This window comes from Kribbella sp. NPDC051587 (genome assembly GCF_044453945.1).
Taxonomy (GTDB): domain Bacteria; phylum Actinomycetota; class Actinomycetes; order Propionibacteriales; family Kribbellaceae; genus Kribbella.
The window spans coordinates 772990-795781 of sequence record NZ_JBITDE010000001.1; the positions used below are offsets into that span (position 1 = coordinate 772990).

The following is a 22792-nucleotide window of genomic DNA, read 5'->3' on the forward strand; positions in this document are numbered from 1 at the left end:
CCACGCCGTACCGGAGGAACCCGGATGACCGCGCCGACTCAGCGCAGCGGCAGCGTCACAAGCAGACGGAAGCGGTCGCCGTCGACAGGTCGCGCAACGGCCGACCCACCGAGATCGCGGGCCCGATCGCTGAGTCCGGTCAGCCCAGTGCCGCCGCTCGCCGACAGTTGCCGGACTCCGTCGTTGGTCATCTCCAGCGAGACGGACTGAGCATCGCGCCGGACCGTGACTTCGCAGATCGTGGCCTCGCTGTGCCGCAGCAGGTTGGTGGTGCCCTCCCGAACGGTGCGGGCCAGCATCTGCCGGAGCTCGTCCGGGAGCTCCGGTCCGGCCGGGCCGAGGTCGATGAGGGTCCGGACGCCGGCGGCCGCCAGCAACCGCTCGGCCGCGGCGATCTCGTCCGGAAGGCTCACCTGGTGGGCGCCGAAGGTGATCGCCCGGATGTCCCGCCGGGCCGAGCGGGCAAGCTCGGTCAAGCTGGCGATCTCGTCGTACGCCCGGGCCGGGTCGCGGCGCAGCAGCCGAACAGCGAGATCACCCTTCAAGGAGATCGCCGACAAGCTCTGGCCGAGCAGGTCGTGCAGATCCCTGGAGACGGCGATCCTTTCTCGGTCGACGGCGAGTTCGGCAAGCTCGATCCGGGTCCGGTACAGCTCGTCGACGACCTGCACCAGGCGAACGGTTCCGTACAACACACAGGCGAAGATCACGCTCACGGTGGCGTAGTACGCGACCTCAAGCGCCACGTTGAGGTGCGGGGAGTCATGCACGAGGTAGGCGTGCAGCACTATCGTCGTGGCCAGGAGCCCCACGCCGAGGGCCGGGAACCTGCGGTCACGCGCCAGGATCATCGCGCCCGCGGCCACCACGATCTGGCTGCTGCCGACATCGGCCCCCAGCCAGAGCGCGGGCACGAAGGCGATGATCATCTGAACGACAAGGGTCCAGCGCCAGCCGCGCGGCCGTCCTCCGCGCATCGCCGCCCAGATGTGCCGCAGGTGCAGCGCTGCCATCAGCAGACTGGCAACCACCGCGAGGAATCGTTCGGCGGCGGAACGCGGACCGCCACCCTGGGTCAGCACGATGCTTGGCGCGAGAGCGAGCAGGGCGAAATGCAGACCGGCCACCCACCACATCGCACGTTGCACTACCGGTGGGACGGGTTCGTTCATCGGCTCACCTCCGTGCTCTCCTCGACCACGAGCCGGTGGCCGTCGCGCGTAGTCCGCACGGTGATCACGCACGCCGGCATCGGCCTTCGCAGCAGCTCTTCCACCGCTGCACGCAACTCTGACCGCAGTACAGGCTCGCTGTCCGGCAGGTCGCGTGGCAGCACCAAGCGCGCAGACATGCCCGCGGCGGTCAGCAGCGTGACAGCGGTCTCCAGCTCAGCCCGCAGGCCCACATGTTGGTAGCCACGAACCAGCAACCGCGCGTCAGCCAGCGTCCGCCGGGACTGCTCCACCAGGCCGGTCAGTTTCGTCGCGGCGACCTCAGGATCGGTGGCGACCGCCGTACCGGCCTCTGCACCGGCAGCCGCGATCGCCGACAGGGACTCACCGACGGTGCGGGACAGTTCATCGTCGATGCGGCCCCGTTCCCGCAGCACTGCCCGGACTGCAAGCTCCGCACGCGCCGCCCGCAGGCTTCGGAGCGCACCCGCCAGCCAGACCGGTACGACGATGGCACCGGCCCGCTCGACCACCACGATCATCATCCACACCGGGTTGGGCCGCGGCCCCGGTAAGAGGCTTATCGGCACCAGCGCCACCAGGATCACCACGCCCGCGAGCACAGCAGCCCTCCTGGGCAGGACGAGCACGGCCGACGCGAGCAGATAGGCGAACGTCGTGACCCACTGCGGCCCGGCCACCGGTACGCCGACCGCGATGACCACCGCCATCGCACCGAGCGACCACAGCGCCCCGGGCGCATGCAGACCGTGGGCCGCATGCCAGACGTGGTGCAGGGAGATCACCAGGAGGCCCGACATCAGCAAGGCGGAGTGCACGACTGGTCCCGACCGGGTGGCGTTGGCTGCCGTCAGCGCCAACTGTGGACCGGCGAGCGCGAGCACGACCACCACAGGTGCAAATGTGACCAGTCGGAGTGTCCGGTCCGACGCGGCGTCCTGCCCGTCCGGACGGCTAGAGCCAGCCGGCATTGCGAGAGATCCGGATCGCATCGATGCGGTTGTGCGCACCGACCTTGCTGATCGCATTGGACAGGTAGTTGCGCACGGTCGCCGAGGACAGCGAGAGCGTGGCGGCGATCTGCTCGGTGGGCACTCCGGTCTCCGCAACCCGCAGTACGTCGGCCTCGCGCGGGGTGAGCGGGCTGCTACCGGTCTCCAGAGCCGCCGCGACCAGATCCGGATCGATCACCCGCTCGCCTGCATGGACCCGCCGGATCCCGTCGGCCAATGTCTGGGCGGGAGCGTCCTTGACGATGAAACCGCGGACGTGCGCCTGCAGCGCCCGCAACAGATTGCCGGGCTGAGCCAGGCCCGTCAGCACGACCGTGCGGCACTGCGGGACCTGGGTGAGCAGTTGCTCCGCCGCGGACAGACCGTCGAGACCAGGCAGGTCGATGTCGACCACCGCCACATCGGGCTCGGTCCGCAGCGCGGCCGGGACGATCTGGTCGCCACGCTCCAGTTCGGCCACGACGGTCATGTCGTCCTCCAGGGCCAGCAAGGCGACCAGGGCACCGCGGATCATGTGCATGTCCTCGGCGATCAGGACCTTGATCACGCGCACTCCCCCGCTCCGCTCCGGTGTCTGCACAGTATCTCCGGCCGGGAGCGACCCGCTGTAGATCACCACATCACCGGTCCACCGATGACGTTTGTCATCGGCAAGTGACCACATCAGCATCTGTCCCGGACAGCCACGGTCCACGAAGACTGGAACCTGATGTCAAAAGGCCGCGGTCCGCTCCGACCGAGGGGTGACCACAACGAAGGAGAAGCATCATGCGCAAGATCAGCTACTGGGTTCACATTTCGGTCGACGGGTTCATCGACGGCCCGAACGGTGAGTTCGACTGGCCGGTGATGGGGCCCGAACTGTCGGCGTACTCGGAGGGCCTGGACAAGGGCGTGGACACGCTGCTGTTCGGCCGCCCGGTCTGGGAGATGATGGTCGGCTTCTGGCCGAACGCCGAGTCCATGACCGAAGATCCGCACGTCGCGTCGTTCGCTCCGTTCTGGCGGGCGACGCCGAAGATCGTGTTCTCGCACAGCTACCCGGGTGACGACTGGACGAGCCAGGTCGTGAGCGGCGATCTGGCGGCCGAGGTCGGCAAGCTGAAGGCCGCACCAGGCGGTGACCTGCTGCTCACCGGCGGCTCGGCGCTCGCCGGGAAACTGGCCGAGCTCGGACTGATCGACGAGTTCCACATCGCCGTCCATCCGGTCGTTCTCGGCGGCGGCCGCCCGCTCTTCGCCCACCCTGACCAGCGCCGCGGCCTCCGGCTTGTGGACACCGCGGTTCTCGACGGTCAGGTCGTGGTCTCGCAGTACCGACCGGCCTGACCGCCACCTCCTCCAAAAAAAATGCTCCGGGGGATGTCAAAAACCGGGCTACTGATCCGACGCATGGGTGAACACGGAAACGGTCCACCCGAGAGGAAACACCATGACGACCTCCATCACGGAGCCCACCGAACGGCGGGAGCGGACTCGCAGCCCGCGGCTCGCGCTGGCGTTGCTGGCCCTGCCCTCGCTGCTGATCGCGATCGACATCAGCGTGCTCGGTGTGGCGCTGCCCCGGATGTCCGCCGACCTGCAGCCGTCGCCGAGCGAGCTGCTGTGGATGAACGACATCTACGGGTTCATGGTCGGCGGCACGATGATCACGATGGGCGCGATCGGCGACCGGATCGGGCGCCGCCGGCTGATCGTGATCTGTGCGGCCGTGTTCGCGCTGGCCTCGGCCGTCGCGGCGTTCTCGACCGCGCCCTGGATGCTCATCGCGACCCGTGCGGTGATGGGCCTGGCCGGTGCGGCGATCATGCCGGCGTCAATGGCGCTGATCGGCCAGATCTTCCCGGACCCGAAGGCCCGCGTGTCGGCCATGGGTGCCTACATGACCTGCTTCCTCGGCGGGATGGCGGTCGCACCGCTCGTCGGCGGCGTGATGCTGCAGTACTGGTGGTGGGGCTCGGTGTTCCTGCTCGGCGTACCGGTGATGGTGCTGACGCTGATCGCCGCTCCCCGGCTGCTGCCGGAATCGCAGCCGCAGCCGGACACCCCGCTCGATCTGCGCAGTGCCGCGCTCTGCCTGGTCTCGATCCTCAGCCTCGTCGCCACGCTCAAGTGGGCGGTCAACGGCACCGAACTGTGGAAGGTCATCGGTCTCGGCGTGGTCGGCCTCGTCCTCGGCGTCATCTTCGTCCGGCGGCAGCACAGCCTCGAGAACCCGTTGGTCGATCTGTCGCTGCTGCGCCGGCCCGGAGTCGCCCGCGCCATGTGGGTGCTGTTCCTGACGGCACTCCTGATGGGCGGTTCGTCGATCTTCGCCGGCTTCTACCTGCAGTCGGTGCGGGAGCTGGAGCCGCTGACCGCAGCGCTCTGCCTGATCCCCTCGACGATCGCGATGATCGTCGCCTCGAACCTCGGTCCCTGGCTCGGCCACCGGTTCCCGCCGAAGCAGATCGTCATCGGCGGACTGGTGATGATGGCCGCGGGATTCGTACCGTTCGCCTTGATTCCGGAAGGCCCGGCCGGTATCGCGGTGGCCATTCTCGGCGCCGTCCTCACGACGGCCGGAATCGGCGGCGCCTTCCCGTTCCTGATGAACGACATCATTTCGCACGCACCGCAGGAGCGCGCCGGTTCGGCGGCCTCACTGGCGCAGACGGCCAACGAGATCGGCATCGCGACCGGCCTGGTGATCCTCGGCAGTCTCGCCACCGTCGTCTACCGCGCTCAACTGTCCAGCCGCGCCGGCCATGCGGAAGGTTCCTGGGTCGACGGCTTCGAGCAGGCAGCCAACCGATCCGACGGTGTCCTCCTCGGGCAGGTCAAGACCTCCTTCGTCAACGGCTATCACTCGGTCGGGCTCTTCGCCGTCGTTCTCATGCTGGTCGTCCTGGTCCTGTACGTACTTCCCGCACGCCGGACGAAGTAGTCGTTTCGAACGGGACCCGTCAGCGAATCGGTACGACGGCCGACGCTTCCGTAGCGATATCGGCCGAACCCGGGAAGCCGGGCGGCTGGAACGGCAGGTCGACGGACGACGTGAGCTGCACGGTGACCGTCGCACCGGTGACGTCGGCGGACCAGTCGAGACCGTCGAAACGGTTGCTCGCGGCAACCTGATCGAGGTACTCGGCGGTCAGCCGGCGGGCCTGGTCGGGATCGACCTCGGCATTGCCGTCCGCGGCGGGCTGGGTGTAGATCGCGGCCAGCCCGTTGGCGGCGGCCAGGACGGCGCCGTCGGCGGTGGCATCCAGGTCGCGCCGGACCAGGAACACCTTGGAGATGTCGGTCACCACCACGATCATCAGCAGGATCACGAAGGTGAAGCCGATGATGAGCACGGTGATCTGGCCCTGTTCATCACGCTTTCGGCGAGGGCGGCTCATCCGTCGCCCTTCGCCTCGCGGTAGTCGCCGTACGGCTCGGTGTGCGAAGAACTGATCTGTACGGCGGGTGGCTCGCCCCCGAGCGCGTCGGGGATCAGCGGCAGCGGGACGCTCGTGTTCAGCGTGACGGTCACCGTCGAACCGGGCTGCAGGCAAGCAGGATTGCAACTGATCGTGAGCTGGCCGGGCGACAACTCCATCCCCTGGTCCTGCATCGCCAGGCGGGCCGCCTCGAAGGCTCGTTCGCGGGCCTCGTCCTCGGACAGGCCCGCCGGCACGATGATGAACGCTCGCCCGGCCGCCCGGGTCGCCGCGGTCGCGCCGTACGAGGCTCGTTGGACGTCGAAGACGCCGAGCATCACATAGATCAGCGGAACCATTAGCAGCAACGCGAGCCAGGAGAACTCGACGACCGCGCTTCCGCGTTCGTCCTTCGTCATTCGCCGGTCTCCTTGACCGCATGACCGGCGACGCTGAAGTCGACCGACGGTCCCCAGAGCCCGAGCGACGGCATGTGTGCCTGGACGACGACCTCGACCCCCGGCTGGCCGTCGACCTCGGTCGCGCTCGCCTCGACCGAGTCGACCAGTCGCTCGTTCACCACGCCGCTGATCAGCTCCCGCGTCCGCGCCTGCCCGTCGCCGGGCGACCTGTTCAGTACGGCGGCGTAGTGGGCGCCCTCGGAGGCCGCGGCGGTCACGGTGTTGCGGACATACAGGTAGAGGCCGACCTGGAGGATGCCCAGGAACAACGGCACCACAAGCATCGAGACCAGCACGAAGTCCACGACCGCGGATCCACGGTCGCCCCTCGGCCGGCGTACCAGCTTCACTTGTTGGAGACGGAGTCCAGAGCGTTCTTCAGCATCTGGGCCAGCTGCGGACCCGCGACCGCCCAGATCGCGACGACCAGGCCGGCCGTCATCACCGTGATGAGCACCCAGCCCGGGACATCGCCGCGCTCCTTCCGCGCGGGCCGCGGCGTCAGCAACGCCACGTACAGTCTCGTCATCAGTGGGGACATGACCTCTCCTCGATTCATCCGGCGATCAGCCGGATTCCGACAGCGCCCGGGTAGAAGGCGAAAGCGATGGTGACCGGCAGGATCAGGAAGATCACCGGAACCATCATGGCGACCTCACGCCGCGCACCCGACTCGATCAGCTCCCGCCGACCGGCCTCACGAATATCACCGGCCTGCGCCCGCAGTACGTCGGCCAGCGGCGTACCGCGTTCGAGCGCGACCGCCAGTCCGTCGGCGAAGCGGGACAAGGCCAGCAGGCCGGTTCGCTCCGCCAACGCGTCCAGCGCCTTGACCAGGGTGTCGCCGGCCCGGGTCTCGGCGAGCACTCGCTTCAGCTCGTCGGCGAGATCGCCCCGGCACGAGCGTGCGACCCGGTCGAGCGCGGCGGCCGGGCCTTCGCCGGCGGCGACCGACAAGGCCAGCAACTCCGCGACCGTGGGCAGTTCGGTGAGCAACCTGCGCTCGCGGTTGCGGACCTGGGTGCTGAGATAGGTGTCGCGGGCAAGCACTCCGATCACGCCGAGCACCGCGCAGAGAACGAGCAATCCGATCGGGTTACCGATCCCGGCCGCCACCGCGATCAGCGCGCCGACCAGCCCGACGCCGAAGGCCGCGGTCCCCCACAACAACTGCTCGATCCGGAACTCCTCGACCGTCCGCTCCAGCCCGGCGCGGGCCAACCGGCGACGGATCGAGTTCGCCCCGCCGAGGATCCGCTCCAGCCGCCGGGCGCCGGCCCGCAGCGAGGGCCCGAACAGCCTGATGATCGCGTAGAACGGCGAGTTCGACGCGGTCGCCCCGAGGAACACCTCGGAGCCGTCGATATCCCGCAGGTACGGCGCGATCCGGTCGTCCGGCGCGGGTTTGCGCAGGAACGGCATCCGTCGTACGGCGATGAGCAGGCCGGCGCCGAACATCGCACCGAGCAGGCCGCCAAGCATCCAGGGAGTCATCGCAGCACCCGCTCGGGCTCGGGCAGCCGGCCGATCCGCAACATCAGCCGGTAGGCGAAGACGCAGATCACCGCGCCGACGCCGATGACGATCGCACCGACCGGTGAGTTGTAGCGCTGGATCACGTCGCCCTGGAAGGACAGCATCGCCAGCACGAGCCACGGTGCCGCGACCGCGACCCGGGCGCCGTTGACCGCCCACGACTGGCGCGACTCGAGCTCCGACCTGGTCCGGGCGTCGTCGCGCAGGAACGTCGACAGGGAACGCAGCAGCCGGCCGAGGTCACCACCACCGACCTCGCGCGCGATCCGCAACGCCTCCACGACGCGGTCACCGACCGGGTCGGCGAGCCGGGCCTTCAAGCGGTCCAGCGATTCCGCGAACCGTCCGGTCGACGCGTAGTCGGCGCCGAACCGCCGGAACGGTTCGCGCAACGGCAGCGGACCGCGCTCGCCGACTTGGGCCAGTGCCTCCGACAACGACAGACCGGCCCGAACGGCGGACGCGATGTTGTCCACGACATCCGGCCAGAGCTCACGAAACTCGGCCAGCCTTCGCCGGGCGCGACTCCGCACCAACGCGATCGGCGCACCACCAGCCATCACGCCGAACACCACGCCGACCGGCCAGGCACCGGAGACCGCGAACATCACCACGAGCCCGATCAGGCCGGTGATCAAACAGGCACCGATGAACGCTGCCGGGGTCACGCCCTCGACGCCGGCGCTGGCCAGCAAGTCCCGGCTCCGCGTGATCAGGCGGCCGTCCTTCGCTGCGCGGACCTCGGCCGGCGCCACGAACGTCGCGATGATCAGCAGCACGCCGACCCCGAAGAACAGTCCGAGCAGCAGCCCCATCAGCCGGCACCCTGCGGCAACTCGGTGAGCAGACCGGACACGTTGTACCCGGCCTGCTGGAACCGCTCGGGATGCGGCAGATGCCCTTCGGCCCGCCGCAACCGCCCGTCGATGGTGCCGAACAGCGTCTCGGTCTCGATCGCCTGCTCCTCGATCCGCCCGCTCACCGCGAGAATCTCCCGCACCCGACGGCGTCCATCGGCAGCGATCCCCAGGTGGACGACGAGGTCGACACAACCCGCCACTGTCGGCAGCACGAACCGGGAGCCGATGTTCTCGCCGGCCAACAGCGGCAGCGTGCACATCTTGGTCAGCGCTTCGCGCGCCGAGTTCGCGTGGATCGTGCACATGCCAGGCAAGCCAGAGTTCAAAGCCAGCAAGAGATCCAGGCACTCCTCGCCCCGCACCTCGCCGACGATGACCCGGGACGGCCGCATCCGCAGCGACTCCTTGACCAGGTCACGCAGCCGAACCTCGCCGGTACCCTCCAGACCGGACTGCCGGGTCTGCATCGACACCCAGTCGGGGATCGGCAGCTTGATCTCGAAGACCTCTTCACAGCTGATCACGCGTTCGCTGGCGGGGATCGACCCGGCCAGCGCGTTCAGCATCGTGGTCTTGCCGGCCTGGGTTCCGCCCGAGACCAGGATGTTCAGCCCACAAGCCACCGCCGCGTCCAGGACCGCGGCGGCGTGCGGGGTCATCGAACCGAGCTGGACGAGATCGTTCAGCCGGGTCGCGCGGACGGTGAACTTCCGGATGTTGATGGCTGCGTAGCGTTGGGTGATTCCCCCGAGAACGATGTGCACGCGGCTGCCGTCGGGCAGGCGGGCGTCGGTGAACGGCTGCGAGACGTCGACCCGGCGGCCGGTCGTCTTCAGCATCCGCTCGACCAGGTCGCTGACCTCTTCCTCCGTCAGCACCGTCGTGGTCAACTCGTGCCGGCCCTCGCGGGCGATGAACACCCGGCTCGGCTCGTTGATCCAGATCTCCTCGACCGACGGGTCGTCCAGATAGCGCTGCAGCGGCCCGAACCCGGCGACGCGGTCGTGGACCTCGCGGCTGACCGCCTCGACGTCACCGATCGGCGGGACCACGCCGGTCAGGCTGCGCTCGTCGTACTCCCGGACGACCGTGGCGACGATCGCGTTCACGGCGGCCGGGTCGCGGAGCGGGTCGATGCCCTCGCGGCGGACGACGTCGCGGACCTGGGCGTCGATAAGCTCCACAGCGCCGTCCCAGCCCGGCCGGCGCGCGGCAAGTCTGTCGGCTGTCATCGCTCTCCCCGTTGCGTCCCGTCAGGCGACCCCACGGTCACCATCCGCGACCATCCTTTCAACCCGGGGGCACCCGGCGCCACTCGCTCACTGCCGCCTGTGGATAACCGTGCCACGCCAAAGGTTCACTGAGCGTATCCACGCCGCAGCTGGGAGTCCACAAAGTTGCACCTTGTTGCAAGGGGCTCAGCGGTGGATCAGGGTGTGCTCGAAGGAGTAGCGGCTGGCGCGGTAGAGGTGCGACCCGAATTCGACCGGCTGACCGTGGTCGTCGTACGTGATCCGGGTGGTGGCCAGCAGCGGATACCCGGGCTCCTCGGCGAGCAGTCGAGCCTGCTCCGGAGACGCCGGTACGGCGGAGATGGTCTGGTGGGCCACCTTCAGCCGAACGCCCTCGGCGCGCAGCAACTGGTAGAGCCCACGCTCGGCCAGCGTGGTCGGATCGGTCTCCAGCAGGTCCGGCGGCAGCCAGTTACGCATCAGGGCGAGCGGTTCGCCATCTGCCCGGCGCAGGCGCTCCAGGCGCAGGACGCGGTCCCCCACCTCACATTGCAGAGCAGTCGCGACCTCTGGCGTGGCGGGCGCGATTCCCAGCCGCAGCACCTCGGTCTCCGGCTTACGGTGCGCCGCGGCCAGGTCGTCGTACAGGCTGGTGAGCTCGAGGGAACGCCGTACCTGGCCGGAGTTGCCGACCACCTGCGTCCCGACACCGCGCTTGCGGACCAGCAGTCCCTGGTCGACCAGCCGGGCGATCGCCTGCCGCACGGTGGGCCGGCTCAACCCGTAGGCCTCCGCGAGGTCCACCTCGTTGCTCAGCCGGGACCCGACCGGGAGCTCGCCACCCTGGATCGCCGCCTCCAGCTGCTGTGCCAATTGCACATGCAAAGGCGTCCGACTGCTCCGATCAACCTGGACCTGCACGGTACTCATGGGCACATCCTGAAGCCTCCACCCTGATCAGTCGACCCACCACGGTGATTTGATCAGATCCCTTCCGATTACCCAGCGTGTGCACAGCGGCGTGAACGGGAGATGAACGTGCCCGGATCCGGGTCCGGATGGCGGGCTGGGGATGTCTGCCGGAGCGTTCGTGGGGGAGGATGTCGCCTTCTGGATCATCCGCCGGCCCACTCGGGGGCTGCGCTGGCTGCTGTACGGCTGAGATTTTGACGGCTGAGATGAGGAGAAGCATGGAACCCCTGCGTATCGGGATCCTTGGCGCCGCCCGGATCGCCGGGCGGGCGATCGCCGAACCGGCCCGGCTGACCGGCGCCCGGCTGGTCGCCGTCGCCGCCCGGGACCGGGACCGGGCCGAGGCCTTCGCGGCCGAACACGGCGTCGAACGCGTTCATCCGACGTACGACGACGTGCTCGCCGACCCGGAGGTCGAGGCGATCTACAACCCGCTGGCGAACGCGCTTCACGGCCCGTGGAACCTCAAGGCGATTGCCGCCGGCAAGCATGTACTGACGGAGAAACCGTCGGCCAGCAACGCAACCGAGGCAGCGTTGGTGCGCGACGCTGCCGCGGAGCGCGGTGTCACCGTCATGGAAGGCTTCCACTACCTCTTCCACCCGGTGACGCGGCGACTGCACGAACTGCTCGCCAAGGGTGAGCTGGGCGAACTGCAGCACGTGGAGACGACCATGGTGATGCCTCCGCCGGCAGACGACGACCCACGCTGGTCCCTGGCGCTGGCCGGCGGCGCGTTGATGGACGTCGGCTGCTACGCCCTGCACGCCCAGCGCTCGATCGCCCCCTGGGCCGGCGGTGTACCCCGCCTGGTCAGCGCCCGCGCGGGCGAGCGCAAGCGAGTGCCTGGGGTCGACGAGTGGCTGAACGCCGACCTGGAGTTCCCGAGCGGCGCCACCGGCGCAGTGCGGACCAGCATGGGCGCGGAGACTCTCGACTTCAGCATCAAGCTCGTCGGTACCCGCGGCGAGGCCTTCGCGCCGAGCTTCGTGCTCCCCCACAACGACGACCGCGTCATCGTCACCACGAAGGAAGACCACTGGGTCGAGCACCTCGGCCGCAAGTCGTCGTACGCCTATCAGCTCGAAGCCTTCGCAGCCCATCTGCGCAACGGCGCCGCCCTCCCGACCGACGCCGACGACGCGGTCGCCACCATGCAACTCATCGACGAGGCCTACGTCGCCGCCGGCCTCTTACCCCGTCCCACGCTCGAAAGCTGACGGCATCGCTGAGCGCCCCTGACCGCATCGGTCAGGGGCGTTGCCATGTCAGCGTCAGTCGCCGGTGGGGAAGCCGAGGTTGATGCCGCCGTGGCTGGGGTCGAGCCAACGGGAGGTGACGACCTTGGTGCGGGTGAAGAAGTGCACGCCGTCCATGCCGTGGGCGTGGGTGTCGCCGAACAGCGAGTTCTTCCAGCCGCCGAACGAGTAGTACGCCATCGGGACCGGGATCGGGACGTTGATCCCGACCATGCCGACCTCGACCTCGTTCTGGAACCGCCGGGCGGCACCGCCGTCGTTGGTGAAGATCGCCGTACCGTTGCCGTACGGGTTGGAGTTCACCAGGTCGAGGGCCGCGTCGTACGACGGGAGCCGCAGCACCGACAGCACCGGGCCGAAGATCTCGTCGGTGTAGATCGACATCTCCGGGGTGACCTTGTCGAACAGGGTCGGGCCGAGCCAGAACCCGCCGGAACCACCGTCGAAGTCACCCTCGCGACCGTCGACGACAAGCTCCGCGCCCGCGTCGACACCGGCGGCCACATAGCCGGAGACCTTGTCGCGGTGCGGGCCGGTGACCAGCGGGCCCATGTCGGCCGAGCGGGCACCGTCACCGGTCTTGAGCTTGCCCATCCGCTCGGTGATCTTGGCGATCAGCTCGTCGGCGATCGGCTCGACCGCGACCAGCGCCGAGATCGCCATACAGCGCTCACCGGCCGATCCGAAGCCGGCGTTCACCGCGGCATCGGCGGCCAGGTCGAGGTCGGCGTCGGGCAGCACGATCATGTGGTTCTTCGCGCCGCCGAGCGCCTGCACCCGCTTGCCGTTCCTGGTGCCGTTCTCGTAGACGTACTTCGCGATCGGCGTCGAGCCGACGAACGAGACCGACTTGATGTCCGGGTGCTCGAGCAGCCGGTCGACGGCCTCCTTGTCGCCGTGCAGCACGTTGACCACACCGTCCGGCAGGCCGGCCTCCTTCCAGAGCTCGGCCATCGCGTTCGCCGCCGACGGGTCCTTCTCGGACGGCTTGATGACCACACTGTTGCCGCAGGCAACCGCCAGCGGGACGAACCACATCGGCACCATGGCCGGGAAGTTGAACGGCGAGATGACCGCGCTGACGCCGAGCGGCTGGCGGATCGAGTACACGTCGACCTTGGTCGAGACGCCCTCGCTGAAACCGCCCTTGAGCAGATGCGGGATACCGCAGGCGAACTCGATCACCTCGAGACCCCGGGTGACCTCGCCGAGGGCGTCGGACAGCACCTTGCCGTGCTCGGCCGTGATCAGCGCGGCGATCTGCTCCTTGCGCTCGTTCACCAGCTCGCGGTAGGCGAACAGCACCTGCGTGCGCTTGGTGAGTGAGGTCTGCCCCCACGCCTTCGACGCGTCGTGGGCGACCTTCACCACCTCGTCGACGGTCGCGGCCGAGGCCAGGTCGAGCTCTCCGGTGACGTCGCCGGTGGCCGGGTTGTAGACCTTGCTGGTCCGCTCGGCGACGCCGGTCCACGGGCTGCCGCCGACCAGGTGGGTGATGCGCTTGATCTCAGTACTCACAACCAATTCCTTTCAGCCAAGGACCGCGTGGCGGTCGGCAAGGTCGACAGTGACGGGCTGACCGGTGCTCAACGATGCGACCCCGGCTTCACAGACCGCAGCTGCCGCATAGCCGTCCCAAGCGCTCGGACCGTCGATCTCGCCGCGGCCGACCGCCTCGACCCAGCGCTGGACCTCGATGTCGTAGGCGCGGTCGAAACGGACTCGGAAGTCCTCGGGCATCGCACCGCCCCAGTGTCCGGCCGCGCGGGTGAGGACACCAGAGCCGAGCCCGATGGTCGCGCTCCCGCGCTCGGCCACGGCCTCGCAGCGCACCTCATAGCCGACCTGGAAGTTCACGAAGACCTCGACGTCGGCCATCGCCCCGTTCGCCATCTCGAAGACCGCGAACTGCGGGTCCAGCACACCCTCCGGTACGGCGCTCGTCGGCTTCGGCGCGTGCACAGTGATCTTGGTGATCTCGGAGTCGAACAGCCAGCGCGCGACGTCGACCTCGTGCACCATCGAGTCGCGCACGATCATCTCGCTGCGGAACCCGGGGCCGTTGGCCTTGTTGCGGTGCACGTTGTGCAGCAGCAGCGGGCGACCGAGCTCCCCCGAGTCGAGCAGCTGCTTCAGAGCGGCGTACTCGGGGTCGAAGCGCCGCATGAAGCCGACCTGGATGAGCTGCCGGCCAAGCTTGTGCTCGGCCTCGACGACCTGCAACGAGGATGCCGCATCCATGGTCAGCGGCTTCTCACAGAGCACCGGCTTGCCGTGCTCGAGGCAGGCGAACAGCTGCTCCGCATGCGCGAACCCCGGTGACGCCAGGATGACCGCGTCCACCTCGCGGGTACCGATCAACGCCAGCGGGTCCTCGATCACCCGGACCGCGCTCTGGCCGGAAAGCCGAGTGGCCAACTCCTCGGCCCGCGCGGTGTCGGGATCCGACACCGCGACCAACCGCGCACCCGAGGTGTGCCGCACGATCCGCTCGGCGTGGTCGGCGCCCATCGCGCCCACCCCGACGATGCCGATCCGCAGATCACTCATTACTTCTCCTTGTCCTGTACGACGTCGTCCGGCCTCGGATCCGGCGTGAGGTCACGCAGCTCGTGGCTGAGCGCCTCCAGCTCGGACCCGCCGGCCATCTCCGTGGTCAGCTGCTCCAGCGTGATGTCGGCGCGGTGCGTGTCCAGTGCGACCCGGCCGAGCTTGAGCACCACGAAGTGGTTGCCAACCAGGTACGCGTGGTGCGGGTTGTGGGTGATGAAGATGACGCCGATCCCCGCGTCTCGCGCCTTCACGACGTACTTGAGCACGACTCCGGACTGGTTCACTCCCAGCGCCGCGGTCGGCTCGTCCAGGATCAGCACCTTGGCGCCGAAGTGGATGGCGCGCGCGATCGCGACACACTGCCGCTGACCACCCGACAACTTGCCGACCGGCTGCTCCAGGTCGGGGATCGAGATCCCCATCTTGGTCAGCTCTTCCTGGGCGATCCGCTTCATCGCCCGCTCGTCGAGCTGCCGGAACGGTCCGTGGGTGAGCTCGTTGCCGAGGAAGAAGTTCCGCCAGACCGACATCAGCGGCGCCAGTGCGAGGTCCTGGTAGACGGTCGCGATCCCGCTGTCCAGCGACTCCCGCGGCGAGGAGAAGTGCCGCTCCTCGCCGTTCACCGACATCTTGCCCGAGGTGTAGTCGTGCAGACCGGCGATGATCTTGATCAGCGTCGACTTGCCGGCGCCGTTGTCGCCGAGCACACAGGTGATCTCGCCCTGACGCACCGCCAGCGACACCCCGCGCAGCGCGTGGATGTTGCCGTAGCTCTTGCCGACGTCTTCCAACAGGACGATCGGTGTCGTCGGGCTGCTGGCAGCCTCGGACGCGAAGCTCTCGGTCGTGGTCATCGTGCCTCCGCCCGGTTCTTGACGATCAGGTTGACGATCGTGGCCAGTAGCAACATCGTCCCGAGGAAGGCCTTGAACCAGTCCGGGTTCCAGCCGGCGTACACGACGCCGAGCTGCACCATGCCGAAGATCAGCGCACCGACCGCACCACCGACCACCGAGCCGTAGCCACCGGTGAGCAGGCAGCCGCCGACCACCGCGGCGATGATGTAGAGGAACTCCTTGCCGACGCCCTCACCGGACTGCACGACACCGTTCTGCACGAACAGCAGCTGCATCCCGGCGAACCAGGCGAAGAACCCGACCGCCATGAACAGCCCGATCTTCACCTTCTTCACCGGGACGCCGACCGCGCGGGCGGCCGCGGCGTCGCCACCGACCGCGAAGATCCAGTTGCCGATCTGGGTCTTCAGCAGCACCCAGGCGGCGATCGCGACGAACACGATCCACCAGACGACGATGATCTTGATCGTCACGCCGCCCAGCTTGAACTCGGAGGCGAACACCTGCTGGGCGGACTTGAAGCCGTCCATGTCGCTGACCGAGTTCGAGGCGACCGCACCCGACGCGAGCCGGGTGACGGCGATGTTCAGGCCCTGCAGGATGAAGAAGGTGCCCAGCGTCACCAGGAAGCTGGGCAACCCGGTCCGCATCAGCAGCCAGCCGTTGAAGGCACCGACCGCCAGCGAGACGACCAGGGCGAGCAGGATCCCGACCCAGACGTTCAGGCTGAGCTGGTAGGCGAACAGGCCGGCGGTCAGGCCGGAGGTCGTGACCGCGACCCCGGCCGACAGGTCGAACTCGCCGCCGATCATCAGCAGCGCCACCGGCACCGCCATCACGCCGATCAGCGCAGCCTGGTAGAGGATCGTGCCGGTGTTGTTGATGTCGCGGAACGGCGGTGCGGCGATCAGGAAGAACACCAGGATGACCGCTGCGCCGACCAGCGATCCGATCTCGGGCCGGCTGAGCAGCCGCGCCCCGACGGACCGGGCCGAGACCCGGTCGTCGGCCGAGGCCGGTGCGGTGATGGTCGATGCCATGGCGCTACCTCAGCGAGTTCCGGCCGTGGCGTACTTGGCGACGGCCTCGATGTTCGTCTTGTCGATGAAGGCCGGACCGGTCAGGGTCGCCTCGCCACCGCCGATGGTGTCGCCGTTGGTCTTGTTCAGCCAGATCGCATCCACCGCCAGGTAGCCCTGCAGGTACGGCTGCTGGTCGACCGCGAACTGCACGGTGCCGTCCTGGACGGCCTTGGCCATCTCCTTGCTCATGTCGAAGCTGGCGATCTTGGCCGCGGAGCCCGCGGTCTTGGCCGCCGTCACCGCGGTCAGAGCGACTCCGGCGTTCAGCGCGACCACGTAGTCGGCCGTCTTGTCCTGCTGGAGCTTCGCGGTCAGCGTCGCCTGCGTACCCGGCTGGTCGGAGCCCGTCACGTTCACGTTCTCGACGGCGCCGAATTTGTCCTTGATGCCCTGGCAGCGCGCCTCCAGGCTGACGTTGCCCTGCTCGTGGATGACGCAGATGACCTTCTTCGCGCCGAGCTCCTTGAGCTTCTCCCCGGTGGCCTGACCGGCGATCCGCTCGTCCTGGCCGAAGTACCCGATCGCGCCGCTGCTCTTCCAGGTGTCCAGGCCACCGTTCAGCACGGTCACCGGGATCCCGGCCGCGATCGCCTTCTTCACGTTCGGGATCACCGCGTCGGGCTTGTTCAGCGTCACCGCGATGCCGTCGACCTTGGCGTCGATCGCCGTCTGGACCAGGTTGGCCTGGGCCGCGCCGTCCGGGTCGCTGGAGTACTGCAGCTCGATGTTGTCCTTCTGCGCGGCCGCCTCGGCGCCCCGCCGGACGATGTCCCAGAAGGTGTCGCCAGGCCCTGAGTGGGTGATCAGCGCAACCTTCATCCGCGGCGTGTTCGCGACGTTGCCGCTACCGCCGCTCGAGCCCTGCTCCTCCTGCTTGCCCCCGGAGGAACTGCACGCGGCGAGTGCCGCGGCGAGCACGAACGCCGCGCCCGCGGCCACTGCCTTCTTGTGCCACCGAACCATGACTCCAACCAGCCTTTCAGATGTTCCGCGAACCAGCCGCGGAGAAATTGCGTTGGGACCAGCGAGTTTCACACTCTGCTGGCCATCACACCGATACGCCACCCCCGTGGGATCTCAGATAGGCCAACGTCCGGGCCGCGATCGGCAGCGGCACGTCCGGCGGGCAGGGATACATGTCCTGCTCCACGATCGCGAACAGCTCCACGTCCCGCCCGGCCAGCTCCGCCAGCAACGGCGGAAACTCCGGTACGCCGGTGGGCGGCTCGGCCATCACACCACGCTCGATCGCCTGGTCGAAACTGAGCCCCTGGCCGTCGATCGCCGCCAGGACCTCGGGATTCACCTGCTTGAGGTGCAGGTAACCGATGCGGTCGGGGAACTTCCGGACGAGCTCGAGGTTGTCCCCGCCGCAGTAGCTGATGTGGCCGGTGTCGAGACACAGCCCCACATGCTCCGGATCAGTCTCCTCGAGGAAGCGCTCGACGGTGCCTTGGTTGTCGACGTGACCATCGGCATGCGGGTGGTACTGCAACCGGACACCGAACTCCTCCGCGACCCGGCGGCCGAGCTCGGTGACCTCCTTGCCGTGCGCGGCCTGGCCGGCGTGGTCGAGACGCTCCTCGACGATGCTGCCGTCCGCGTCCCGCCACATCGACGGCATCACGACGAGATGCTTGGCGCCCATCGCGGCTGCCAGCTCGGCCGTCGGCGCCACATCACGCCAGGTCGTCTCCCAGCCATCCGGCCGGTGCAACTGCTCGAACGTCGTACCGGCTGTCATGGTCAGGCCACGCTGGTCAAGCTCTGCCTTCAGCTGTGCGGGGTCGGTCGGCAGGTAGCCGTACGGCCCGAGCTCGATCCGGGTGTATCCGGCCTCCACGACCTCGTCGAGGAACCGCGTCCATGGGGTTTGCTGCGGGTCGTTGGCAAACCACACTCCCCACGAGTCCGGCGCCGTACCGACGTTGATCGATGCCATGGATCAGTCGCCTTCGACCGGCGCGAGGTAGGAGTGCTGAGCCTTCTTGCTCTCTTCGTACGACGCCGCGGCGGCCTGCGTGGACTGCAGCTCGGAGACCTCACTCACCGGAACGTCCCACCACGCCTCGCTGTCCGGCGCGCCGATCAGCGGGTCGGTGGTGACGTGGATCGCGATCGGTCCGGTCGCCGCCTTCGCGGTGTGAATCGCCTTCTCCAGCTCGTCGCGGCTGTGCACGTCGAGCACCTCGATGCCGAAGCTACGGACATTCGCCGCGAGGTCGACCGGGAGGTAGTCGCCGTCCAGCCGGCCGTCGCCGGTGCGCTTGCGGTACGCCGTGCCGAAGCGCTGCGAACCGAGTGACTCCGAGAGGGCGCCGATCGAGGCGAAGCCGTGGTTCTGCACGAGGACCACGATGATCTTCAGGTTCTCCTGGACCGCGGTGGCCAGCTCACTCGACATCATCAGGTACGACCCGTCGCCGACCATGACGAAGACGTCGCGCTCGGGTGCGCCGAGGCGGACGCCCAGACCGCCGGCGATCTCGTAACCCATGCAGGAGAAGCCATATTCGACGTGGTATCCCTTCGGGTCGCGGGTCCGCCAGAGTTTGTGCAGGTCGCCCGGCATCGAACCGGCCGCACAGACGACTACATCAGACGGCGCCGACAATTCGTTGACGGCACCGAGGACCTGGCCCTGGGTGAGCAGTCCTTCCGCGAGCTTCCCGGTCACCTCGTCCGAGGGCCGGTAATGTGCCGAGACAATGCCGTCCCAGTTCCTTGAGAGTTCCGTGGCCGCCGCGGTGTACTTGGTGTCGACGGACCAGTCACCGAGCGCGGATCCCAACGAAACAAGGGCTTCCCGCACATCCGCGACGAGAGGAAGGCCGGCATGCTTACCACTGTCGAAGCGCGCCACATTGATGTTCACGAACCGCACCGCCGGGTTGGCGAAGGCGGTCCGGGAGGCGGTCGTGAAGTCGCTGTAGCGAGTGCCGATGCCGATCACCAGGTCGGCCTCGCGCGCCAGCGCGTTCGCTGCCGTCGTACCGGTCGAGCCGACCGCACCCATCGACTGCGGGTGATCGTAGACCAGAGAACCCTTACCTGCCTGGGTTTCTGCCACTGGGATGCCGGTCACCTCCGCGAACGAGCGCAGTGCATCCTCGGCGCCGGAGTAGTGCACGCCACCGCCGGCGACGATCAGCGGTCGCTGCGCGGACCGTAGGAGATCTACCGCTTTGTCGACAATCGATGCCTCCGGCAACGGGCGCGCCACGTACCAGGTGCGCTCGGCGAAGAGCTCCTCGGGCCAGTCGTAGGCCTCGGCCTGCACGTCCTGCGGCAGCGCCAACGTCACCGCGCCGGTCTCGACCGGATCGGTCAGCACGCGCATGGCGTTCAGCAGCGCCGACGGCAGCTGCTCGGGACGCCAGACGCGGTCGAAGTACTTCGAGACCGGACGGAAGGCGTCGTTGACCGACACGTCGCCGGCGCCGAAGTTCTCCAGCTCCTGCAGCACGGGGGTCGCCACCCGGGTTGCGAACACGTCCGAAGGGAGGATCAAGACTGGGAGGCGGTTGATCGTGGCGAGGGCTGCGCCGGTCACCATGTTGGTCGAGCCCGGGCCGACGCTTGCTGTGCAGGCATAGGTCTGCAGCCGGTCCCGGGTCCGGGCGAAGGCCGCCGCCGTGTGCACCATGGCCTGCTCGTTGCGGGACAGGATGTACGGCAGGGCGGTCGGGTCCTGGAGCTCGGCCTGTAGCAGTGCCTGGCCGACGCCGGCGACGTTCCCGTGGCCGAAGATGCCCAGGGTGCCGGCGATGAGCCGCTGCCGGACACCGTCACGCTCCGAGTACTGGACGCTCAGGAATCGCACCAACGCCTGCGCGACCGTGAGACGCACCGTCATGACTCTTCTCCTCCGAGAGATTCTTCCTGCTCGAACGGCAGGCGGGGATCGATCTGCTGCGTGGCCCAGAGCTCACGCACCCAGCCGTGCTGCGGATCGTCGGTGATCAGCCACTCGCGTTCCGTGCCCGGGCCGGCCATCACATTCAGGTAGTACATGTCATAGCCAGGAGGCGCCATTGCCGGACCATGCCAGCCGTGCGGCACCAGGACCAGATCGCCGTCGCGGACCTCCGCGAGCACGTCGATCGGCCGGTCCGCCGTACCGTAGACCCGCTGGTAGCCGATCGGGTCGTTGCCCTTGACACCTTCCGGGGCGGCGTCGGAGAGCTGCAGCTCGAAGTAGTAGATCTCTTCGAGCACGCTTTCCTTACCAGGCTTGTGTTCGTCGTGCTTGTGCGGCGGGTACGACGACCAGTTCCCGGCCGGGGTGAGCACCTCGCAGGCGATGATCGAGTCCGCGTCGAGCACACCCGGCGTACCGAAGTTGCGAACCTGCCGGGAGGAGACTCCCGCACCCCGCAGTTCGGTCTCCACGTTCTCGACACCGATGCGGCGGAACGGGTAGTCGTTCGCGGCCTTCGCATGCGGGAAGGCGATGCGGGCGCCACCGGCGCTGGTGACAGCAACGGCAGTGCCCCGCGGGACGTAGGCGAGGTCGGTCGGTCCGGCGAAGACGTCGGCCCGCCCACCGAGCGGAACGGTCTCACCGTCGACGATCACCTCGGCCGATCCGCTGAGCGGCAGCACGAGGTATTCACAGTCGTTGGTGTCGAACTCGATCGACTGGCCGGGGCGGAGCGTGGCGACGTACAGGCCGCTGTACTCCCAGTCCTTGTCCCCGGGAGTCACCGCGACGTCGAACGCGCCCCGCGCCGTACTGCCTGCCGGCTTGAACCACTCCGTCATGCAACACCTCCGTGGACGAGGGCGGCCGCTTGGTCTACGGCGTAGGCGACGTTGCCGTCCGGTGGGAAGAGAAGCGCTCGTCCAACGACCAGACCACGAACCGAAGGGAGGGCTAGTGCTTTGCCCCAGCGTGCATAGGTTTCTTCGGGGGCGACTGTTGGGTCGCCGCCGAGGAGGAGAGTCGGCAGGGTGGTGGCGTCCATGACGCGTTCGAGGTTGTCGACGACCGGCAGCTTGAGCCAGGTGTAGGCGCTGGTGGCACCAAGGCCGGCGGCGATGTGGACGGACTTGATCACCGAGTCGGCGTCGAGCACGTTCGTGACCCGACCGTCCTTGCGGGTCGACCAGAACGGTTCGACCATCGCCATCAGTTTGTGTTCGGCGAGTTCGGTGACGGCCTTCGCACTCGCCTCCAACGTCGCGACCGTGCCGGGGTCGGCGAGGTCGATCCGAGTCAGCATCTTGCCGCCGTCAAGCCGGCGGGACGCGATGTCCGCCGCGGAGCCGTAGGCGGTGAAGCGATCATCCAGTTCGAAGGAGGAGCCTTGCAGACCACCACGGTTCATCGAGCCGATGACGACCTTGCCCTCGAGCGCGCCGAGCAGCAACAGGTCTTCGAGCACATCCGGAGTGGCCAGTACGCCGTCAACTCCGGGTCGCTCAAGCGCCGTCACCAGTCGCTGGATCAGGCCGGGTCGGCTACCCATCGCGAAATGGTCATCCCGGACGCCGAGTGCACCGCGCGCCGGGTGGTCAGCCGCGACGATCAGCAGTCGACCGTCCGCACCCACCAGCTCGCGAGTCCGCCGGCGCTGCCAGGCCTCAGCGATCCGCTCCGGCTGGCGTACCCGGATCTCCGTCAACTCGTTCAACCGCGTCAAGAGGTCGTCGCGGCCGGGCGCTCCCTCGGACAGCCCCACCGGCTCCACAGCCGGCCGAGGTCGTCCACCTTCTGTCGCCGGATGCCAAGAATCCACCACCGGCACCACCCGAGCCGACCCGTCAACCCCAGCTGCCGGATAGGCAACCCCAGGCGCAGCTGCCACCACACTCGGCAACGGAGGTGCCGCCGGACCGACACCCGACGGTGCATTCGCGGGCACCCCGACAGTCGAATCACCGGCGCCCACCTCCGCGCCAGACACAGCATTCGGCGCGACAACCGTCGGATCATCCGCACCCACGTAACCCGCATTCGCCTGAGCGACGACGGTCGGATCGTCCGCACCCGTGTAAGCCGAGCCATGAGAATCCGCCTGAGCGACGGTGGGATCGTCCGCACCCGCGTGATGCGCGCTGTGGGAATTCGCCTGGGCGACGGCTGTTGGGTCGTTCACGCCTGTGTGGGCGGCGGTCTGAGCGTTTGCCGGGGCGGGGTTGGTTGGGGCGTCGGGGTGGGTCGGGGGCGGAGGTGTTGTTGGGACGACCATGGTTGGGTCGTTGGCGGCTACCACCATGGTGGGCTCGCCGGCGGGGTTCGTCGGGACGACGGTTGTTGGGTCGTCGGCGCCGGGCAGTTCGACGCGCGCCACGATCGTCGGATCGTTCGGCAGGCCGGCCTGCCGTCGCGCCCGTGCCGCCTGGACCGACTGCACCACCGTCGGGT

23 protein-coding genes are annotated in these 22792 nt (G+C 68.3%); 3 read left to right on the forward strand and 20 right to left on the reverse strand.

Annotated elements, in window-relative coordinates; translation table 11 throughout:
• Positions 1 to 38: 38 nt before the first annotated feature.
• The 3 genes from ACIA49_RS03785 to ACIA49_RS03795 form a co-directional block, all read right to left on the reverse strand.
• Positions 39 to 1172, reverse strand: coding sequence for a sensor histidine kinase (locus ACIA49_RS03785; RefSeq protein WP_396375550.1), 1134 nt, complete (start codon positions 1170 to 1172; stop codon positions 39 to 41).
• Positions 1169 to 2086, reverse strand: a complete 918-nt coding sequence (locus ACIA49_RS03790) for a hypothetical protein (RefSeq protein WP_396375551.1) — start codon at positions 2084 to 2086, stop codon at positions 1169 to 1171. The genes ACIA49_RS03785 and ACIA49_RS03790 overlap by 4 nt, the downstream gene beginning before the upstream one ends.
• Positions 2087 to 2147: 61 nt before the next feature.
• The gene (locus ACIA49_RS03795) at positions 2148 to 2753 is read right to left on the reverse strand and encodes a DNA-binding response regulator (RefSeq protein ID WP_396375552.1); all 606 of its coding nucleotides are present in this window, start codon (positions 2751 to 2753) and stop codon (positions 2148 to 2150) included.
• Between the two features lie 221 nt (positions 2754 to 2974).
• On the opposite strand from ACIA49_RS03795, the gene ACIA49_RS03800 reads away from it, so the two are divergent.
• Together ACIA49_RS03800 and ACIA49_RS03805 are read left to right on the forward strand one after the other, a co-directional pair.
• Positions 2975 to 3535, forward strand: a complete 561-nt coding sequence (locus ACIA49_RS03800) for a dihydrofolate reductase family protein (RefSeq protein ID WP_396375553.1) — start codon at positions 2975 to 2977, stop codon at positions 3533 to 3535.
• A 103-nt stretch (positions 3536 to 3638) separates the two neighbouring features.
• Entirely contained in the window at positions 3639 to 5132 is a 1494-nt protein-coding gene (locus ACIA49_RS03805; protein ID WP_396375554.1) for an MFS transporter, read from the forward strand.
• Positions 5133 to 5151: 19 nt separating this feature from the next.
• Here ACIA49_RS03805 and ACIA49_RS03810 read toward each other — a convergent pair whose 3' ends face one another.
• The 8 genes from ACIA49_RS03810 to ACIA49_RS03845 all read right to left on the reverse strand — a co-directional run bounded on the left by ACIA49_RS03810 (position 5152) and on the right by ACIA49_RS03845 (position 10629).
• A complete protein-coding gene (locus tag ACIA49_RS03810; protein ID WP_396375555.1) occupies positions 5152 to 5589 on the reverse strand; it encodes a pilus assembly protein TadG-related protein in 438 nt (145 codons plus the stop codon).
• Positions 5586 to 6029, reverse strand: a complete 444-nt coding sequence (locus ACIA49_RS03815) for a hypothetical protein (RefSeq protein ID WP_391546738.1) — start codon at positions 6027 to 6029, stop codon at positions 5586 to 5588. The genes ACIA49_RS03810 and ACIA49_RS03815 overlap by 4 nt, the downstream gene beginning before the upstream one ends.
• Positions 6026 to 6421: a TadE/TadG family type IV pilus assembly protein gene (locus ACIA49_RS03820; protein ID WP_396375556.1), complete on the reverse strand. Its 396-nt coding sequence runs from the start codon at positions 6419 to 6421 to the stop codon at positions 6026 to 6028. Before ACIA49_RS03820 ends, ACIA49_RS03815 begins: the two co-directional genes overlap by 4 nt.
• Entirely contained in the window at positions 6418 to 6612 is a 195-nt protein-coding gene (locus tag ACIA49_RS03825; RefSeq protein ID WP_391546736.1) for a hypothetical protein, read from the reverse strand. Before ACIA49_RS03825 ends, ACIA49_RS03820 begins: the two co-directional genes overlap by 4 nt.
• 14 nt (positions 6613 to 6626) lie before the next feature.
• Positions 6627 to 7565, reverse strand: coding sequence for a type II secretion system F family protein (locus tag ACIA49_RS03830; RefSeq protein ID WP_396375557.1), 939 nt, complete (start codon positions 7563 to 7565; stop codon positions 6627 to 6629).
• A complete protein-coding gene (locus ACIA49_RS03835; protein WP_396375559.1) occupies positions 7562 to 8422 on the reverse strand; it encodes a type II secretion system F family protein in 861 nt (286 codons plus the stop codon). The genes ACIA49_RS03830 and ACIA49_RS03835 overlap by 4 nt, the downstream gene beginning before the upstream one ends.
• Entirely contained in the window at positions 8422 to 9699 is a 1278-nt protein-coding gene (locus ACIA49_RS03840) for a CpaF family protein (RefSeq protein WP_396375560.1), read from the reverse strand. The genes ACIA49_RS03835 and ACIA49_RS03840 overlap by 1 nt, the downstream gene beginning before the upstream one ends.
• 186 nt (positions 9700 to 9885) lie before the next feature.
• Positions 9886 to 10629, reverse strand: a complete 744-nt coding sequence (locus ACIA49_RS03845; RefSeq protein ID WP_396375561.1) for a GntR family transcriptional regulator — start codon at positions 10627 to 10629, stop codon at positions 9886 to 9888.
• Positions 10630 to 10889: 260 nt separating this feature from the next.
• On the opposite strand from ACIA49_RS03845, the gene ACIA49_RS03850 reads away from it, so the two are divergent.
• On the forward strand, positions 10890 to 11891 hold the full coding sequence (locus ACIA49_RS03850; RefSeq protein ID WP_396375562.1) for a Gfo/Idh/MocA family protein: 1002 nt from the start codon (positions 10890 to 10892) through the stop codon (positions 11889 to 11891).
• Positions 11892 to 11945: 54 nt separating this feature from the next.
• Here ACIA49_RS03850 and ACIA49_RS03855 read toward each other — a convergent pair whose 3' ends face one another.
• The 9 genes from ACIA49_RS03855 to ACIA49_RS03895 form a co-directional block, all read right to left on the reverse strand.
• Positions 11946 to 13448: a CoA-acylating methylmalonate-semialdehyde dehydrogenase gene (locus ACIA49_RS03855; RefSeq protein WP_396375563.1), complete on the reverse strand. Its 1503-nt coding sequence runs from the start codon at positions 13446 to 13448 to the stop codon at positions 11946 to 11948.
• A 12-nt stretch (positions 13449 to 13460) separates the two neighbouring features.
• A complete protein-coding gene (locus ACIA49_RS03860; RefSeq protein ID WP_396375564.1) occupies positions 13461 to 14480 on the reverse strand; it encodes a Gfo/Idh/MocA family protein in 1020 nt (339 codons plus the stop codon).
• A complete protein-coding gene (locus ACIA49_RS03865; protein ID WP_396375565.1) occupies positions 14480 to 15337 on the reverse strand; it encodes an ATP-binding cassette domain-containing protein in 858 nt (285 codons plus the stop codon). The genes ACIA49_RS03860 and ACIA49_RS03865 overlap by 1 nt, the downstream gene beginning before the upstream one ends.
• Entirely contained in the window at positions 15334 to 16380 is a 1047-nt protein-coding gene (locus tag ACIA49_RS03870) for an ABC transporter permease (protein WP_396375566.1), read from the reverse strand. The genes ACIA49_RS03865 and ACIA49_RS03870 overlap by 4 nt, the downstream gene beginning before the upstream one ends.
• A 9-nt stretch (positions 16381 to 16389) precedes the next feature.
• Entirely contained in the window at positions 16390 to 17385 is a 996-nt protein-coding gene (locus ACIA49_RS03875) for a substrate-binding domain-containing protein (RefSeq protein WP_396375567.1), read from the reverse strand.
• A gap of 85 nt (positions 17386 to 17470) precedes the next feature.
• A complete protein-coding gene (locus ACIA49_RS03880) occupies positions 17471 to 18364 on the reverse strand; it encodes a sugar phosphate isomerase/epimerase family protein (RefSeq protein WP_396375568.1) in 894 nt (297 codons plus the stop codon).
• 3 nt (positions 18365 to 18367) lie between these two features.
• On the reverse strand, positions 18368 to 20278 hold the full coding sequence (gene iolD / locus ACIA49_RS03885; RefSeq protein WP_396375569.1) for a 3D-(3,5/4)-trihydroxycyclohexane-1,2-dione acylhydrolase (decyclizing): 1911 nt from the start codon (positions 20276 to 20278) through the stop codon (positions 18368 to 18370).
• Positions 20275 to 21186 carry a 5-deoxy-glucuronate isomerase gene (iolB, locus tag ACIA49_RS03890; RefSeq protein ID WP_396375570.1) on the reverse strand — a complete coding sequence of 304 codons (912 nt, stop codon included), beginning with the start codon at positions 21184 to 21186 and terminating at the stop codon, positions 20275 to 20277. The genes iolD and iolB overlap by 4 nt, the downstream gene beginning before the upstream one ends.
• The gene (locus ACIA49_RS03895; RefSeq protein WP_396376031.1) at positions 21183 to 22067 is read right to left on the reverse strand and encodes a deoxyribose-phosphate aldolase; all 885 of its coding nucleotides are present in this window, start codon (positions 22065 to 22067) and stop codon (positions 21183 to 21185) included. The genes iolB and ACIA49_RS03895 overlap by 4 nt, the downstream gene beginning before the upstream one ends.
• Positions 22068 to 22792 lie beyond the last annotated feature (725 nt).